Below are 16,105 nucleotides of genomic sequence, written 5' to 3'. Positions count from 1 at the left end.
CTAGAGAAATGTTCTTTTCACTTTTTGCCAGAAAGAATTATCTTTAAGCTTCACTGTTTTGACTGTCTTACCGTTAATGCCGATATCGAATTGTTTCACATGCTTGATGCTTAACGCTTCATTATCCAGGCCGATAACCGGGTGGGTATTGCCGTCCTGAACTACTTCGAGACGCAGTTTTCGCTGGCTGCTAAGAACAAATGGCGAACCAAGTGTTCTGTATGTATTATTATTTAATGAAGCAAGCTCCGTTACCTGCATACATGCCATTTGCGGATCTACAAGTGCCCCATGGACCGATTTATTATAGCCGCTGCTTCCGGTAGGCGTTGAAATAATCAATCCGTCTCCTCTAAAGGTTTCAAAATGCAAATCATCAATGAACAAATCAATGACGAAGGCTTTTATAATCCCGGAACGGATCGAAATCTCATTTAAACAATGAAATCGGTTTGTGTCGTCAATCGTTATATCTATGACGGGATACTTCCTTACGGAGATTTGATCATTCCGCATTGCTTCAATCATTTTATCCGTTTCATCGATTTGAAAATCGCAGTACAAATAGGGTTGTTTTTTCTGGGAGATGCCAAAATACAGACAGTCATCTCTGAATCCGGTCTTTCTGACAGCCTGCAAAAACGCCCCGTCTCCCCCTATACTAGCAATAATATTAGCGTCTTCGTAATTGTCCACGAGCTTAAACCCATGCTCCACTGCTAGAGATTGCAACTTATCTACTTGTCTTATCGTTGTTTCGTCTTTACTGTGAAAGAAAAATACATTTCGTCGCTGATCCATACGTCTCCTCCATTTTGTAAAATGAATAATATTTTCCCATAATCCCTTAATATGATAAAATACCCTTTGTTTAAGTTTATCATGATTGTATGTACGATTGAAAGATTGAAACCTTTACATTTGCAGTACGTATAGAAAGGAAGAGGAGGAGACTTAGAATGAATGCAAAACGTTGGATTGCTTTAGCCATTGCATTAGGAGTGTTTTTGATTTCCGCAATGATGAGCTTATTTATGGCGATATTTGAATTTTCAAGCAGTGATTTAGCAGCTGATTTAGGAAATGAGTACACGGAAAACGTAATTGAGGAAGGGGCAGTGGACAGTAAAATAGCTGTTCTTGAGGTGAACGGAACGATTCAAGACACCGGCAGTGACGGCGGCGGACTCCTTGATTCATCAGGCTATAATCATAGAGGGTTTCTAAAGATGCTTGATCAGGCAAAGGAAGACAGCTCTATTAAAGGAATTCTCCTTAGGGTAAATTCACCTGGAGGCGGAGTGGTCGAAAGTGCAGAATTACATAAAAAATTAGAGGAAATCAAAGCGGAGACGAAAAAACCGATATACGTGTCAATGGGCACAATGGCGGCTTCCGGAGGATATTATATTTCAACGTCTGCGGATAAAATTTTTGCCGCTCCAGATACGATGACAGGTTCTCTCGGAGTGATTATGCAAGGAACGAATTATGCAGAGCTTGCCGACAGGTTCGGAATTAAATTTGATACCGTAAAAAGCGGCGAATATAAGGATATTATGTCACCTTCAAAAGATATGACTAAAGGCGACCGAGAGATTCTTCAAAAAATTGTTAATAATGCGTATGAAGGTTTTGTTGACGTAATCGAGAACGGACGGAATTTGCCTGAAGATCAGGTGAAAAAAATCGCAGACGGCCGCATTTATGACGGACGTCAAGCGAAGGACTTAAATTTAGTTGATGAGCTTGGATACTACGAAGATGCAATTGCCGCAATGAAAAAAGATAATAAAAATCTAAAGGGTGCATCGGTCGTTGGGTATGAAGAAAATGCCAGCTGGCAGTCGTTACTCTCGATGAGTGCAAGTAAAGTGTTTGGCAAGGAAGCAGAATTTTTAAATTTAACAGGACTGCTGTCACAGGGGAATTCTCCTCGGGCCATGTACTTGTATTCTAAATAAGGAGGGAGAAAGATGGACTCAACATTCGATGATGGAAATCCAGTCAAAGAAGCTTCACATGAGACAGCCCATGATACGCGGAACTTTGAAACAGAGCATGCCTATGCTGGCTTTTGGATCAGGTTTTGGGCGTATTTGCTTGATGGCATAGTTGTTTGGGGCATTACGAATTTAACAGTAGAGCCGCTCTTTACCTTATTGAATCTTGAAAAGAAGGTCGGGCTTTTCACAATATCGCCATATACTGTTTCTATCTCCATATTGTTTTTGCTGTATTTTTTCCTGATGACCTTCTTTTTTCATCAAACGCTCGGAAAAATGGTGTTTGGCCTTAAGGTTATTTCAATAGGTAAGGAAAAAGAGCTGACGTGGAGCTCTCTGTTATTCAGAGAAGTAATCGGGAGATACATTCATAACTTCGCTTTTTTATATATCGTTGTCGGAGTGACGCCGAAGAAACAGGGTATTCATGATTTTTTTGCTGATACAACGGTCATTCACGAAAAACTTTATAAAAAACAATGAACGGAACCTGGCTTTTTAGAGCCAGGTTTATTTTATTTCCATTTGGCGATAATGCTTTGTTGAAAGGATGTGAAAGCTTCTCCTATGTTTTTTTTAGCTTTTGGATTAATTCTTGTTGCCCTGTTATTTGTTATGAAAATTTCAATAACTATAAGATATAAGCATGACAAAGATGATGACAGACTCACGATTGTCATCAGGCTTCTGGGGGGATTGGTGAAAATCAAAAAAGAATTCCCTTCGATAAAGGTGAATAAAGAGGATCAAACGATTGATGTAAAATCAGAATCCAATGTCGGAAAGAAAGAAAGCAAAGGAAAAGTCGGCAGTGAAGATATGCAAAATTACTTCGAACAACTTAATGAAATAAAAAAGCGGGTCGTTCACTTGCAAAAAATAGTCAGACGATTTTTAAAGCATGTTCATGTAACTGAATTCCGATGGAAATCTGTAATCGGAATAAATGATGCTGCATTAACAGGAATCATATGCGGGAGCGCGTGGGCCATCAAAGGTTCGTGTATTGCTTTGCTGGATCAGAATTTAAAATTGAAAATCAGGCCTGAAATTGAAGTGATTCCTTCCTTTTTTCACGCTGAGTCAAAAACGAATCTGACGTGTATATTATCTTTCCGGATGGGACATGCTATGGGTGCAGCGATTCGATTACTTACATATTGGCGAGGGAGCAAGCGAACGCTTGTCAATAAGCCTCAGCCTTTAGAATCTAAAAGCTAGAAAAAAACCATCTCAGGCTGTGTAAGGAGGAAAGAAAATGGCAGATCATCCGATCCAAGGCTTAATGAAAACGGCAATGGAAAACTTAAAAGAAATGATTGATGTCAATACGATTATAGGTGACCCTGTAGAAACTCCGGATGGCAGTGTAATCTTAACTGTATCCAAAGTGGGGTTTGGTTTTGCAGCAGGCGGCAGTGAATTCAACGCCGCAAACCTCCAATCAAAATCTGCTGATGGAGAAAGAAAAGAGCATAAGCTTCCATTCGGAGGCGGCAGCGGAGGCGGGGTATCAATCACACCGATCGCCTTTTTAATTGTAGGATCGACAGGGGTCAGAATGCTTCATTTGGATGAAAATACCCATTTGCTTGAAAAACTGGTTGAATCCGCGCCGCAAGCGATTGAGCGGATCCAAGACATGTTTAAAAAGAACGAAAAAGATCATAGAAGAGATAAAAATCTTCAAGAAGATATTCAATTGTAAAGAAGCCGATTGCATATGCAGTTGGCTTTTTGCCTGAATAACTATAATCATATTGCTTTGCAGAATGGCCTAATCTCTTTTATAGTAGAACTATACATATTGAAGGAGGGTATTGAATTGGCTGAAATTACATTTAAAGGGAATCCTGTAACGCTAATAGGTGAAGAAGTAAAGGTAGGGGATCAGGCACCTGATTTTACAGTATTGTCTAATTCTTTGGAAGAGGTAACACTTTCACAAATTAAAGGAAAAGCTGCTGTTTTATCGGTAGTTCCATCATTGGATACAGGCGTATGCGATGCGCAAACTCGCAAATTTAATGAAGAAGCAGTAAATTTAGGGCCGGTGAATGTATATACAATAAGTGCAGATTTACCATTTGCGCAAAAGCGCTGGTGCGGAGCTAACGGCATTGAAAACGTGGAAACACTGTCTGATCATCGTGAGATGTCTTTCGGTGAAGCGTTCGGTGTCTATATTAAGGAATTGAGGTTGCTCGCCCGTGCCGTTTTTGTTCTGGATGAGAACGGGAAAGTTGTTTACACAGAATACGTTAGTGAAGCAACGAATCATCCTGACTATGAAAAAGCAATAGAGGCAGCTAAATCAGCTGTAAAATAAGGGCACGAAAAGCTTCGGTTTTGACCGGGGCTTTTTTTTTCGCTATGATGAACAATGGATAAAGCTCACCTCTGGCGGGAACGATGGAGGTTAAGGAGAGTAAGCAATGCAAAGAAATAATATTGAACGATTGTACGATTTTATGGATTCAGCTGCCGAATTTATTTCAGAAGATTTGCAGGTATCCTATCTGGAAGCTCTTGCAGAAGCAGGTGAAGTATTCCTGGAAAAATCCCTGCACCTGGACCTATCAGAGGAGAAAGCCGAGAAGATAAAAGAGCTATTACAGAAATATGATGATATTGATGAGCTTGAGGCAGAAACGGTTCGAAAAGCTCTTCAGCTGTCTTTGTTAAAAAGTATGAAAAATTACCATCCAAACCGGCAAATGACACCTGATACGATTGGTTTGTTTATTAGTTATTTATTTAATAAATTCAATCAAGGGACAGAGCCGGTCAGTATAATGGATCCTGCGGTTGGAACGGGAAATCTTTTATTTACCGTTTTGAATCATATGTCCGGCAAGTTGGGCAAAATATATGGGGCAGACATAGATGATATTTTAATACAACTTGCTTTTATACAAGCCGATATGCAAAAGAAAGAAGTCAGCTTTTTTAATCAAGACAGCCTACAGCTCGTTTTTGCCGAGCAAGTGGATACGATCATCAGTGATCTGCCGGTTGGTTATTATCCAAATGACGAAGCCGCAAAGAGTTATCAACTTAAGGCAGATGAAGGTCATTCCTTCTCACATTACTTATTTATTGAACAGAGCCTTAGATATACAAAACCGGGAGGCCATTTGTTTTTTGTTATTCCAAATCAGCTGTTCGTCGGACCGGAAAGCAAAAAGCTCACCTCGTTTTTAACAGAAGAAGCTTATATTTATGCCATATTAAAACTCCCTTCTTCTATTTTTAAAAACGAATCCTTCGGAAAAAGCATACTTGTATTACGGAAAAAAGGAGATAACATTACAGCGCCCAAGCAAATTTTGGCTGCCGATCTTCCTTCATTCTCTGATAAAAATGGCATGGTACGTATAATGAATCAATTGGAACGATGGATTAAGGAAAATACAGACCACAAGACAGAACGGTGAAGTTCTGTCTTGTTTTTTAAGGCTTATGTTTACTCTTTTTTCCAGAAAATAATTTTAAAATGAAAGCACTATCATAACTGATAAGGCTTGCAAAGTATGTTTTTCAATGTTTAAATGAATAAGTCAGATTATTGATAAGTAGTTTTTTACAGATCATTTATACTGCTTGATAGCTTGGAGCAGAACAAATACTTCCTGAAAAATTCAAAAGGGCCAAGCGACATACCCTTGTAAACGTTGAATTTTCATTATATACCTGAGTAAAAGGAGCGACATTCATGTCCAAAATCATTGCAATTAACGCGGGAAGCTCTTCATTAAAATTTCAACTGTTTGAAATGCCCAGTGAAAAAGTCCTTACGAAAGGCTTAGTTGAACGGATCGGTATGGATCAAGGCATATTCACCATTTCTGTAAACGGTGAAAAAAACACGGAAACAACAGACATTTCGAATCATGCCATTGCCGTAAAAATGCTTTTGAAAAAGCTCACTGAGTTTCAAATCATTCAAGATTTAAATGAAATTGACGGAATTGGGCACCGAGTAGTCCACGGAGGAGAAAAATTCAGCGATTCGACTTTATTGACGGATGAAACGATCAGGGAGATCGAAGAGATTTCAGAACTTGCTCCGCTGCACAATCCGGCAAACCTCGTTGGAATTAAAGCCTTCAAGGAAATACTTCCGCAAGTTCCTGCAGTTGCTGTTTTTGACACTGCGTTTCATCAAACAATGCCTGAGCAATCTTATTTATATAGCCTTCCTTATGAATATTATGAGAAATTTGGCATCCGTAAATATGGATTCCATGGAACTTCCCATAAATACGTAACGGAACGTGCTGCTGAACTGCTTGGACGTCCTTTGGAAGAGCTTCGTTTGATATCAGCCCATTTAGGTAATGGTGCCAGCATCGCAGCAGTAGAAGGCGGCAAATCAATTGATACGTCTATGGGCTTCACCCCTCTTGCCGGAGTAGCGATGGGTACACGCTCTGGAAACATTGATCCTGCTTTGATTCCTTTTATTATGGAAAAAACAGGCCAAACAGCGGAAGAAGTGCTGAACGTCTTAAATAAGAAAAGCGGACTACTTGGAATCTCCGGTCTTTCCAGCGACCTTCGTGATATCCATGAAGCAGCCCTTGAAGGAAATCAGCGTGCTGAAGTAGCCCTAGATGTTTTTGCAGAACGAATTCATAAATACATCGGTTCATACGCTGCAAGAATGCGCGGAATTGACGCGATTATTTTTACTGCCGGAATCGGTGAAAATAGCGCCGAAGTTCGTTCACGCGTTCTTAACGGACTTGAGTTCATGGGCGTATACTGGGACCCTGCATTAAATAATACGCACGGTGAAGAAGCATTTATCAACTACCCGCATTCCCCTGTAAAGGTAATCATTATTCCAACAAATGAAGAAGTCATGATTGCCAGAGACGTAGAAAGAATTGCGAAAAAAACGTTGATTTAACAGTGATTTAAACAACCTCCTTTCATGTTATAAACCAGCATGAGAGGAGGTTGTTTTTTATTTGTTGAGAAAATACATATTGCATTTTCTTAGAGATCCGCCGGCATTTTGGCTGCGTAATACATTTAGGAGGAGGCAGGTCTTGTTCGGAAGATCGCCGGAGGAAAATCCGCATGATCTAACAGGCCGGAATCCATGCAACCACACAAGTTTTTCCCACAAGAAACCTCTGAATAACCAATTTCAGAGGCTCCAAAAGATTAGTTGAAAATAGTGATATCAGATGTTGGAGCGAAGTAAGTAACAACCAGAACTACAGGAGAATGTTGTTCAATAGTTGAGCCTGTAGGGACAGTAATGACAAGTTTCCCAGTCCCTGAACCTCCGGGAGTGTAGTCTAATAAATCTTCCATTTGCAGTACACCATTCACATAAACGTTGTAATAACTATTATCTGCAGTTAATGCAGGAAGTGCAGTTGCGTCTGCTCCAGTATCTGTCCAGAAGTCTTCAACAGCAATTGTTAAATTTCCTTTTCCGGTTACAGTTTCTGCAGCCTCGTTAAAAAATCTTTTAACTGTTGGTACTACAGTAACTGTTGAATCAGTAGTAATTGCAGGCTTCATGATTTGAAGTGGCAATCATTTTCCCTCCCTTTCATCAGATCACTTCATATTATGTAAATGTATAGACAGTTGCCTATAAATTTTTTATAAAGGATTAAAAAATAAACAGGCACATTTTTAAACTGAATTGATAAAATGTAGAGGATTTATCCAGGTCGAAGGATGAAGTCAATTGTCCGCAGAAGTCCGAATTGTTTACCTGTCAAAGTGAAGTTTCAGTAGTTCGGAGTGATGAATAAATGAACGATAAAGGAAATGTAAAAAAACCATTGCTTACTATACCGACTGTAGCTTCAGAAGAGGTTCAATTCCATATACCTAAGAAATTAAACATTTATGAGTTTTATACGATTTCAGATGGCCAAAAAAGAATTTACACAGAAGAAGATGGAATCAATGACTTAGGAAAGCAAGTCATACTTGACCCTTGTAAAGTATCATACATGAATCTTTTTATAAACGGAGTGTTGCAGCCTAAGGAAAGCTACGATGTACAGAGCGGAGCCATCATATTGAAAACATCTGACGTACCGACTGAAGGAGCGCCGTTAATCCTGCAAATGATAAAATTATGAACCCCAGTGCATGGTTATGTTTTGTTTTCATTTAGCCTTATAAACAGAATCGTGTATACTGTTTACAAGGCTTTTTATGTATTAATTTTCAGGGGTGAAACAATGAGCGTAGAGGAACACAAAAAAGAAGCGCCCAATCGGGTGTCCTGTCATGTTATAACGGTCAGTGACACTAGAACTTATGAAACCGATAAAAGCGGCAAATTAATGATTGAACTCCTAAAAAAAGCTGGCCATATTGTCATCAGGCGTCACATTGTAAAGGACGAGCTTGAAGCCATAAGAGAATGTGTCCTTGCGGGATGCAGAGATAATGAAACCGATGCTGTTCTTTTAAATGGCGGGACGGGAATTGCCTCAAGAGACGTCACGATAGAGGCGATATCTCCTTTGTTTGATAAAACGATACCCGGGTTCGGCGAGTTATTCAGGATGCTTAGTTATACAGAGGATATTGGTTCAGCAGCGATTCTTTCAAGAGCAGAAGCAGGAGTTATTATGCATACAGCCGTTTTTTCCACACCCGGATCCAGCGGTGCCGTTAAGCTTGCAATGAATAAACTCATCGTACCGGAAATTGCCCATGTGATAAGGGAAATAAGGAAGGATAGGCAATCAAATACTTAACCTTTTTATTCATCCAATCGAGTGGATGAATTTTTTTTATGAAAAGGTTGAAAAAAGAAAAATAACTTGTTAGAGTATATACATATCAAATGCATTTTTATGAATAAAAACTAATTTTTATACACATCTGTGAGAGGGGTCTTCAAAATGGTCCAAAAGAAAAAAGTAGTCCTTGCATATTCAGGAGGTCTTGATACTTCTGTTGCGATAAAATGGTTTCAAGAACAAAATTATGATGTCATTGCATGTTGCCTGGATGTTGGTGAAGGAAAAGATTTAGCGTTTGTTCAGCAAAAAGCACTTCAGGTTGGCGCATCAAAATCGTATGTGATCGATGCAAAAGAAGAGTTTGCCGCTGATTTTGCCATGACTGCATTAAAGGCGAATACGATGTATGAAGGAAAATATCCGCTTGTTTCCGCTCTTAGCCGTCCATTGATTTCCAAAAAGCTGGTCGAGGTTGCGGAGCAAGAAAATGCTCAAGCTGTAGCTCACGGCTGTACTGGAAAAGGAAACGACCAGGTTCGTTTTGAAGTTTCGATCAAATCTCTAAATCCTGATTTAGAAGTGCTTGCACCTGTTCGTGATTGGCAATGGTCACGGGAGGAAGAAATTGAATACGCCCAAAAACACGGAGTTCCGGTTCCAATCAAACTTGACAGCCCGTACAGCGTTGATCAAAACCTTTGGGGCAGAAGCAATGAGTGTGGTGTATTAGAGGATCCTTGGGCTGCACCTCCGGAAGGAGCTTACGATTTGACTCAGCCGCTTGAAAATACGCCGGATACACCTGAAACGATCGAAATTTCGTTTGAAAAAGGTATCCCTGTTGCGCTGAATGGTGTTTCTTATACTCCAGCGAACATCATCTTAAAGCTTAATGAAGTGGCAGGCAAGCACGGTGTCGGAAGAATTGACCATGTGGAAAACCGGCTTGTTGGTATCAAATCAAGAGAAATCTACGAATGTCCGGGTGCTGTTACGCTCTTAAAAGCACACAAAGAGCTCGAAGATTTAACTTTAGTTAAAGAAGTTGCTCATTTTAAACCTGTCATTGAACAAAAAATGGCTGAAGTCATTTATAACGGCTTATGGTTTTCTCCGCTGACTAAGGCTCTTCAAGCATTTTTAGAAGAGACGCAAAAAAATGTGTCAGGCGTCGTGCGCGTAAAACTATTTAAAGGCCATGCTATTGTCGAAGGGCGCAAATCCGAATATTCCCTTTACGATGAAAAGCTTGCAACGTATACAAAAGAAGATGCGTTCGATCATAATGCAGCGATCGGCTTTATTGAGCTTTGGGGCTTGCCTACGAAAGTAAACAGTATGGTGAACAAAAAGGAGCAGGTTAAAGCATGAAAAAGCTGTGGGGAGGCCGATTTCAAAAAACACCAGAAAAATGGGTCGATGAATTTGGAGCTTCCATCTCATTTGACCAGCAACTCGTAGAAGAAGATATTACAGGGTCTCTTGCCCATCTTGCTATGCTGAAAAAAACCGGGATTATTTCCGGAGAAGAAGAGCTCCAGATCAAAAGCGGGCTGGAGCGTCTTCTTGAAAAAGCAAAAAACAACGAGCTTCAGTTTAGCACCGATTATGAAGATATACACTTGAATCTGGAGAAGCTTTTGATTGATGAGATCGGCCCTCTAGGAGGCAAGCTTCATACGGCAAGGAGCCGGAATGACCAAGTAGCGACAGATATGCACCTGTATTTAAAAAAGAATACAGAGATGGTCATAGGGCTGATTGGCGAGTTCCAACACGAGCTAATCAAAAAGGCTGAGCAGCACGTGGAAACGATTTTGCCCGGTTATACCCATCTTCAGCGTGCCCAGCCGATTTCGTTTGCCCACCACCTTATGGCTTATTTTTGGATGTTGGAAAGGGATAAGGAGCGCTTTTCTGATTCCATGAAACGAATCAATAAATCTCCTCTTGGTTGCGGGGCGCTTGCCGGGACAACGTTCCCTATTGACAGGGAATATACCGCCCAGCTTCTTGGCTTTGATTCGATTTATGAAAACAGCCTTGATGGTGTGAGTGACCGGGACTTTATTCTCGAGTTTTTATCGAATAGCAGTCTTTTAATGATGCATCTTTCCAGATTTGCCGAGGAAATTATCTTTTGGTGCTCTCAGGAATTCAAATTCATTGAGCTTGATGATACTTATGCTACTGGAAGCAGCATGATGCCGCAAAAGAAAAACCCAGATATGGCTGAATTAATTCGCGGGAAAACTGGTCGGGTATACGGTAATTTAACCGGACTTCTTACGATCATGAAAGGACTTCCGCTTGCTTATAATAAGGATTTGCAAGAAGATAAGGAAGGTATGTTCGATACCGTGACAACAGTGGTAGGGAGCTTGAAGATTTTTGCCGGTATGATTGAAAGCATGAAAGTCAACGAGAACATAATGAAAACAGCTACGATGCAGGATTTTTCAAATGCAACCGAGCTCGCCGACTACCTGGCGAAAAAAGGAATGCCTTTCCGTGAAGCTCATGAAGTGGTTGGAAAACTTGTTTACACATGCATTGAAGAAAATAAATATTTACTTGATCTTTCATTGAATTCGTTCCGTGAGGCAAGCCATCTCTTTGAAGAGGACGTATTTGAGATACTAGATCCGTATGCGGCAGTTAAGAAGAGAATGAGTGCGGGCGGAACCGGTTTTAAGAAGGTAGAAGAAGCTATTGAAAAGGCAAAATCTATCATGTCAACTGTGAAAGAATAACTTGCCAAAATCGAGCCATCCTTTTAGGGTGGCTTATTTTTTTGTGCTTTAGGAATGATATATTTGCAATTTTGTAGTAAAGTCAAGTTGTAGTGAAAAAGACAAGCTTTGGGGGTGAGGCTAAGATGAGAAGGCATGCTTTGATAACCGCTGGATCAAAGGGGTTAGGCAGGAAAGTGACAGAAGCTTTGCTTGAAAAAGGCTATTCAGTAACAGTCAATTACAGACAGGACGAAGAAGCCGTTAACCAGTTGAAAAAGCAGTTTAGCCAGTACCTTGATCGATTGCAATTTATCAAAGGGGATGCCACACAAAAGGATGACATGCGCCAATTGGTTCAAAAAGCCTTAACCCAATTTGGCAGAGTGGACTTTCTAATAAACAATGCAGGTCCTTATATTTTTCAAAGAAAGAAACTTGCAGACTATACAGACGAAGAATGGTATGAAATGATGGAAGGCAATTTAAGCGCTGTCTTTCACTTGTTCAAGGCGGTCATTCCCGCCATGAGGAGCCAGAGGTTTGGCAGAATCATTACATATGGCTTTCAAGGAGCCGGCCATGCGTCCGGTTGGCTTCACCGTTCCGCGTATGGAGCTGCAAAAACCGGGTTAGTATCACTGACCAAATCAATTGCCATCGAGGAAGCTGATGCAGGCATTACCGCCAATATGGTTTGTCCCGGTGATATCGTTGGCAAAATGAAAGAAGCATCGATTGATTATGCACGTTCTGTAGAGGAAAACAAAACTCCGATTGGCCGCTCAGGTACAGGGCAAGACATAGCAAGAATTATTACGTTTCTTTGTGAGAAAGATTCGGATATGATAACCGGAGCTGTGATTGAGGCTGCAGGAGGACTGGATGTTTTACGAGCTTCCTCGAGCCGTTAATGGTTTTACTCTTAACTTTTCAGGGAAAAAAGTATAAACGATTAAAAAAATGAGGTGTAACAATTGAAAGTATCATTTCATGGCCATTCAGTAGTTGCAGTGGAAACAAAAAGCCACCGAATTATCATTGATCCTTTTTTAACTGGGAATAATTTGACGGATTTAAAACCAGACGATGTCAAGGCGGATGTCATTTTACTTACACACGGACATAATGACCATGTGGGGGACACGGAGTTAATTGCCAAGAATAATGATGCGCTTGTCATTGCTCCAAATGAGCTTGCAGTTTATTTGGGATGGAAAGGCATAAAGGTTCACCCGCTCCATATTGGCGGAGGAAGAGAATTCGATTTCGGCAAAGTCAAATTAACGCAAGCGTTTCATGGTTCTGCTGTGACGGATGAGGAAAATAAAGAAATTATTTATACTGGCATGCCAGCAGGGATCTTGCTGACGGTCGATGATAAAACGGTTTACCATGCAGGTGATACTGGACTCTTTTCTGATCTAAAGCTGATTGGCGAGCTCAACTCAATTGACCTTGCCTTTTTACCGATCGGAGATAATTTTACGATGGGTCCTGATGATGCGAAAATTGCAGCTGAATGGGTTAGAGCAAAAAGAGTGGTTCCGATTCATTATAATACGTTTCCGCCGATCAAACAGGATCCTTATGCCTTTGCCGAAAGCCTGCCCGGCGGTGTAGGAAAGGTAATGGAAGTCGGAGATTCAATCGAATTGTAAGGTGAACCAATTCCGGATTTTTGGGGCAATTAATCCTAATGATGACTGAAAGTTCCCGGGGAGTGGGGCTTTCTGACCGTTTATGCGGGTGCAAACAAGTTCGCTTAACAGGCCTGAAGTTAGGCGGCTTGTTTTTTTTGCCGGGAATACAAGGCAACGTCGTATTGCGGATAATTCTGATTACCTATTATAATACATAGTAAGAATTGATTCTAGAAGGTGAACAGGTTGACAACCAAACACGAACAGATTTTGACATTTATTGACTCTTTGCCAGTGGGAGAAAAGATCTCGGTCAGAAGAATTGCCAAAGAGATGAAAGTAAGTGAAGGCACAGCCTATCGCGCCATTAAAGATGCAGAAAACAAAGGGTTCGTCAGTACAATTGAAAGAGTCGGCACGATTAGAATAGAAAAAAAGAAAAAAGAAAATATTGAAAAATTAACGTATGCAGAAGTCGTTAACGTAATAGATGGACAAGTCCTCGGAGGGAAATCAGGACTTCATAAGACATTGAATAAATTTGTCATTGGGGCAATGGAAATAGATGCAATGATGAGATATACAGGAGCCGGAAACTTGCTGATTGTCGGCAACAGGACTGACGCGCATCGTCATGCTCTGGCGGCTGGCGCAGCGGTGCTTGTGACCGGCGGTTTTGATACGGAGGAAGAGATTATCCGCTTGGCTGATCAGCATGAATTGCCGGTTATCTCGACAAGTTATGATACCTTTACAGTAGCTGCTATGATCAATCGTGCGATTTACGATCAGCTCATAAAAAAAGAGATAGTGATGGTGGAGGATATTTTAACCCCTTTGGAGCGGACAGTCTATCTTTCGCCGACAGACAAGCTGGAGAAATGGTATGAAAAGAATTCGGAAACAAGTCACGGCAGATTTCCCGTTATAGATAAACAGATGCGGATCCATGGAATTTTAACTTCGAAGGACATTGCAGGCTTTGATAAAAATGTCTTGGTTGAAAAAGTGATGACAAAAAAACCAATAACAGTGATCGGAAAAACCTCGGTCGCTTCTGCTGCCCAGCTAATGGTGTGGGAAGGGATCGAAGTATTGCCGGTTATTAACGATCATCAAAAGCTCATCGGAATGATTAGCAGACAGGATGTATTAAAGGCTCTGCAAATGATTCAAAAGCAGCCCCAGGTTGGAGAGAAGCTTGATGACATCGTAGCAGGAGGATTCAAAGAAACTGAAGAAAGCAAGGATACGAGTGGGGCCCGTTATCAGTATGAAGTTGCCCCGCAAATGACAAATCAGCTTGGCACCATTTCTTATGGGGTATTTACGACGATTTTGACCGAGGCCGCCAACCGATATTTGCGATCAAGAAAAAAAGGCGAGGTTGTGATTGAAAATATTACGATCTTTTTTCTAAAGCCTGTTCAAATGGAGGCCGTGATTGAAATCGAACCGAAAATACTTGAAGTCGGCAGGAAGTTCGGAAAATTGGACGTCGAAGTGTTTCATCAGGGAAACATTGTCGGCAAAGCTATGATGATGGTACAGCTCATGGAAAGAAGCTAAAGGGACGATTTTGCCGCCCCTCATGCATGATGGTTCTCTCTTTGCAATTCTTTTTCAAAAATAGGGCTGTAATACCTGTATGCTTTATAGCCAGCCCAAACACTGCCGGCACCGACCAAAATAAACAAGATTCCGATGACTACGGCCAAAGTAGATCGGTTTAATAGAAGCTGATTCAGGCCGAAAGAGACGATAAACAGACCTAGTGACATGCTTGATTTCGAATTTAAAACGTCTTTTTCAATCGAACGTTTCGCACGGATGGCCCGCACTTTATAAAATAAGTAGGCAAAGGCAAAAAGACAAATGATTAACGTAAGAACAAGCATAATTTTTCCCCCAATTGTCAGTCGTCACATTCTTATTTTATCGGTAGTTGTGATTTCTTTCTAGCTGTAAATGTTTTTCTTTTAACCTCGTTGTGTTTAAATGAAATGAAGAAGTCTTTCAAAAAAGGAGCAAACGGATGAAAAGTGAAGTAATAAAAACGATATCATTATATGACACAATAATAATACATAGACATGTAAGGCCAGATCCGGATGCTTATGGTTCCCAGTGCGGGCTTGCGGAACTATTGAAGCAATCGTATCCGCATAAAAAAATTTATGTGGCTGGAACTCCTGAGCCTTCCCTTTCCTTTTTATATCCGATGGATGAAATCGAAGATGAGATTTATAAAGGAGCGCTCGTCATTGTTTGTGATACCGCGAACCAAGCGCGGATTTGCGATTCCCGCTTTGGGAAAGGCGATAAGCTTATTAAAATTGACCACCACCCAAATGAAGACCCTTACGGGGACCTTTTATGGGTAGATACCGAAGCAAGTTCTGTTAGTGAGATGATCTATGAGCTTTACCTTGAAGGAAAAAATGCAGGCTGGGAAATCTCCACGAAAGCCGCTGAGCTGATTTATGCCGGAATCGTCGGAGATACCGGACGTTTTCTTTTTCCAAATACAACGAAAAAGACATTAAAATATGCGGGGGAGCTGATCGAATATCCATTTTCTTCTACAGTGCTGTTCGATCAATTATATGAAACGAAACTGCAAGTGGTTAAACTCAATGGTTACATTTATCAGCATGTTGAATTATCTGAAGCCGGAGTCGCTTCCGTCATTATCAAAAAAGATATTTTGGAGAAATACAAAGTTACCGCAACTGAGGCTTCTCAGCTGGTAGGGACACTCGGAAGCATATCAGGCATTAAAGCGTGGGTATTCTTTGTTGAAGAAGAAAATCAAATCAGAGTAAGATTCAGATCGAAAGGGCCAGTCATTAATGAAATCGCTAAAAAATATAAGGGCGGCGGTCATCCGTTAGCCGCCGGAGCATCGATTTCAGAATGGAGCACTGTCAGTGAAATTATTGACGACCTGGAAGAGCTGTGCAAAGCATTCTAATGGATTCGGGCTTTCTACT

The 16,105-nt window shown here is 40.8% G+C and carries 18 protein-coding genes; 15 read left to right on the top strand and 3 right to left on the bottom strand.

Annotation, left to right across the window (positions count from 1 at the left end; translation table 11 throughout):
• Entirely contained in the window at positions 1-801 is an 801-nt protein-coding gene (locus JOC74_RS18635) for an NAD kinase (RefSeq protein WP_053603805.1), read from the bottom strand.
• Between the two features lie 158 nt (positions 802-959).
• On the opposite strand from JOC74_RS18635, the gene sppA reads away from it, so the two are divergent.
• The 7 genes from sppA (at position 960) to JOC74_RS18600 (ending at position 6,921) form a co-directional block, all read left to right on the top strand.
• A complete protein-coding gene (gene sppA, locus JOC74_RS18630) occupies positions 960-1,964 on the top strand; it encodes a signal peptide peptidase SppA (protein ID WP_053603804.1) in 1,005 nt (334 codons plus the stop codon).
• A 12-nt stretch (positions 1,965-1,976) separates the two neighbouring features.
• Positions 1,977-2,489 (top strand): RDD family protein, encoded by a 513-nt coding sequence (locus tag JOC74_RS18625; RefSeq protein ID WP_053603803.1) that lies wholly within the window; start codon positions 1,977-1,979, stop codon positions 2,487-2,489.
• A gap of 216 nt (positions 2,490-2,705) precedes the next feature.
• A complete protein-coding gene (locus JOC74_RS18620; RefSeq protein ID WP_211086251.1) occupies positions 2,706-3,227 on the top strand; it encodes a DUF2953 domain-containing protein in 522 nt (173 codons plus the stop codon).
• A gap of 37 nt (positions 3,228-3,264) precedes the next feature.
• Positions 3,265-3,714: a GerW family sporulation protein gene (gene ytfJ, locus JOC74_RS18615; protein ID WP_053603801.1), complete on the top strand. Its 450-nt coding sequence runs from the start codon at positions 3,265-3,267 to the stop codon at positions 3,712-3,714.
• Positions 3,715-3,831: 117 nt separating this feature from the next.
• The gene (gene tpx / locus JOC74_RS18610) at positions 3,832-4,335 is read left to right on the top strand and encodes a thiol peroxidase (protein ID WP_053603800.1); all 504 of its coding nucleotides are present in this window, start codon (positions 3,832-3,834) and stop codon (positions 4,333-4,335) included.
• 106 nt (positions 4,336-4,441) lie between these two features.
• Positions 4,442-5,443: a class I SAM-dependent methyltransferase gene (locus JOC74_RS18605; protein WP_053603799.1), complete on the top strand. Its 1,002-nt coding sequence runs from the start codon at positions 4,442-4,444 to the stop codon at positions 5,441-5,443.
• A 278-nt stretch (positions 5,444-5,721) separates the two neighbouring features.
• A complete protein-coding gene (locus tag JOC74_RS18600; RefSeq protein ID WP_053603798.1) occupies positions 5,722-6,921 on the top strand; it encodes an acetate kinase in 1,200 nt (399 codons plus the stop codon).
• Positions 6,922-7,181: 260 nt separating this feature from the next.
• Here JOC74_RS18600 and JOC74_RS18595 read toward each other — a convergent pair whose 3' ends face one another.
• The gene (locus JOC74_RS18595) at positions 7,182-7,562 is read right to left on the bottom strand and encodes a DUF4183 domain-containing protein (RefSeq protein ID WP_053603797.1); all 381 of its coding nucleotides are present in this window, start codon (positions 7,560-7,562) and stop codon (positions 7,182-7,184) included.
• Between the two features lie 224 nt (positions 7,563-7,786).
• On the opposite strand from JOC74_RS18595, the gene JOC74_RS18590 reads away from it, so the two are divergent.
• The 7 genes from JOC74_RS18590 (at position 7,787) to JOC74_RS18560 (ending at position 14,681) form a co-directional block, all read left to right on the top strand.
• Complete coding sequence (locus tag JOC74_RS18590; protein WP_053603796.1) at positions 7,787-8,122, top strand: DUF4183 domain-containing protein; 336 nt, start codon at positions 7,787-7,789, stop codon at positions 8,120-8,122.
• A 102-nt stretch (positions 8,123-8,224) separates the two neighbouring features.
• Positions 8,225-8,749 (top strand): MogA/MoaB family molybdenum cofactor biosynthesis protein, encoded by a 525-nt coding sequence (locus tag JOC74_RS18585; protein WP_211086250.1) that lies wholly within the window; start codon positions 8,225-8,227, stop codon positions 8,747-8,749.
• 147 nt (positions 8,750-8,896) lie between these two features.
• Complete coding sequence (locus JOC74_RS18580; protein WP_053603794.1) at positions 8,897-10,108, top strand: argininosuccinate synthase; 1,212 nt, start codon at positions 8,897-8,899, stop codon at positions 10,106-10,108.
• Positions 10,105-11,490: an argininosuccinate lyase gene (gene argH, locus JOC74_RS18575; RefSeq protein ID WP_053603793.1), complete on the top strand. Its 1,386-nt coding sequence runs from the start codon at positions 10,105-10,107 to the stop codon at positions 11,488-11,490. Before JOC74_RS18580 ends, argH begins: the two co-directional genes overlap by 4 nt.
• A gap of 125 nt (positions 11,491-11,615) precedes the next feature.
• Entirely contained in the window at positions 11,616-12,383 is a 768-nt protein-coding gene (locus JOC74_RS18570; RefSeq protein WP_053603792.1) for an SDR family oxidoreductase, read from the top strand.
• A gap of 63 nt (positions 12,384-12,446) precedes the next feature.
• A complete protein-coding gene (locus tag JOC74_RS18565; RefSeq protein WP_053603791.1) occupies positions 12,447-13,130 on the top strand; it encodes a metal-dependent hydrolase in 684 nt (227 codons plus the stop codon).
• Between the two features lie 228 nt (positions 13,131-13,358).
• Positions 13,359-14,681, top strand: a complete 1,323-nt coding sequence (locus JOC74_RS18560; protein WP_053603790.1) for a DRTGG domain-containing protein — start codon at positions 13,359-13,361, stop codon at positions 14,679-14,681.
• A gap of 20 nt (positions 14,682-14,701) precedes the next feature.
• Here the strand turns inward: JOC74_RS18560 and JOC74_RS18555 are convergent, their stop codons facing one another.
• The gene (locus JOC74_RS18555; RefSeq protein ID WP_053603789.1) at positions 14,702-15,010 is read right to left on the bottom strand and encodes a YtpI family protein; all 309 of its coding nucleotides are present in this window, start codon (positions 15,008-15,010) and stop codon (positions 14,702-14,704) included.
• A gap of 137 nt (positions 15,011-15,147) precedes the next feature.
• On the opposite strand from JOC74_RS18555, the gene JOC74_RS18550 reads away from it, so the two are divergent.
• Positions 15,148-16,086, top strand: a complete 939-nt coding sequence (locus JOC74_RS18550) for a DHH family phosphoesterase (RefSeq protein WP_053603788.1) — start codon at positions 15,148-15,150, stop codon at positions 16,084-16,086.
• Positions 16,087-16,105 lie beyond the last annotated feature (19 nt).

This window comes from Bacillus capparidis, assembly GCF_017832095.1.
Classification (GTDB): domain Bacteria; phylum Bacillota; class Bacilli; order Bacillales; family Bacillaceae; genus Bacillus; species Bacillus gobiensis.
This window is presented reverse-complemented; position numbering and strand designations above follow the sequence as displayed.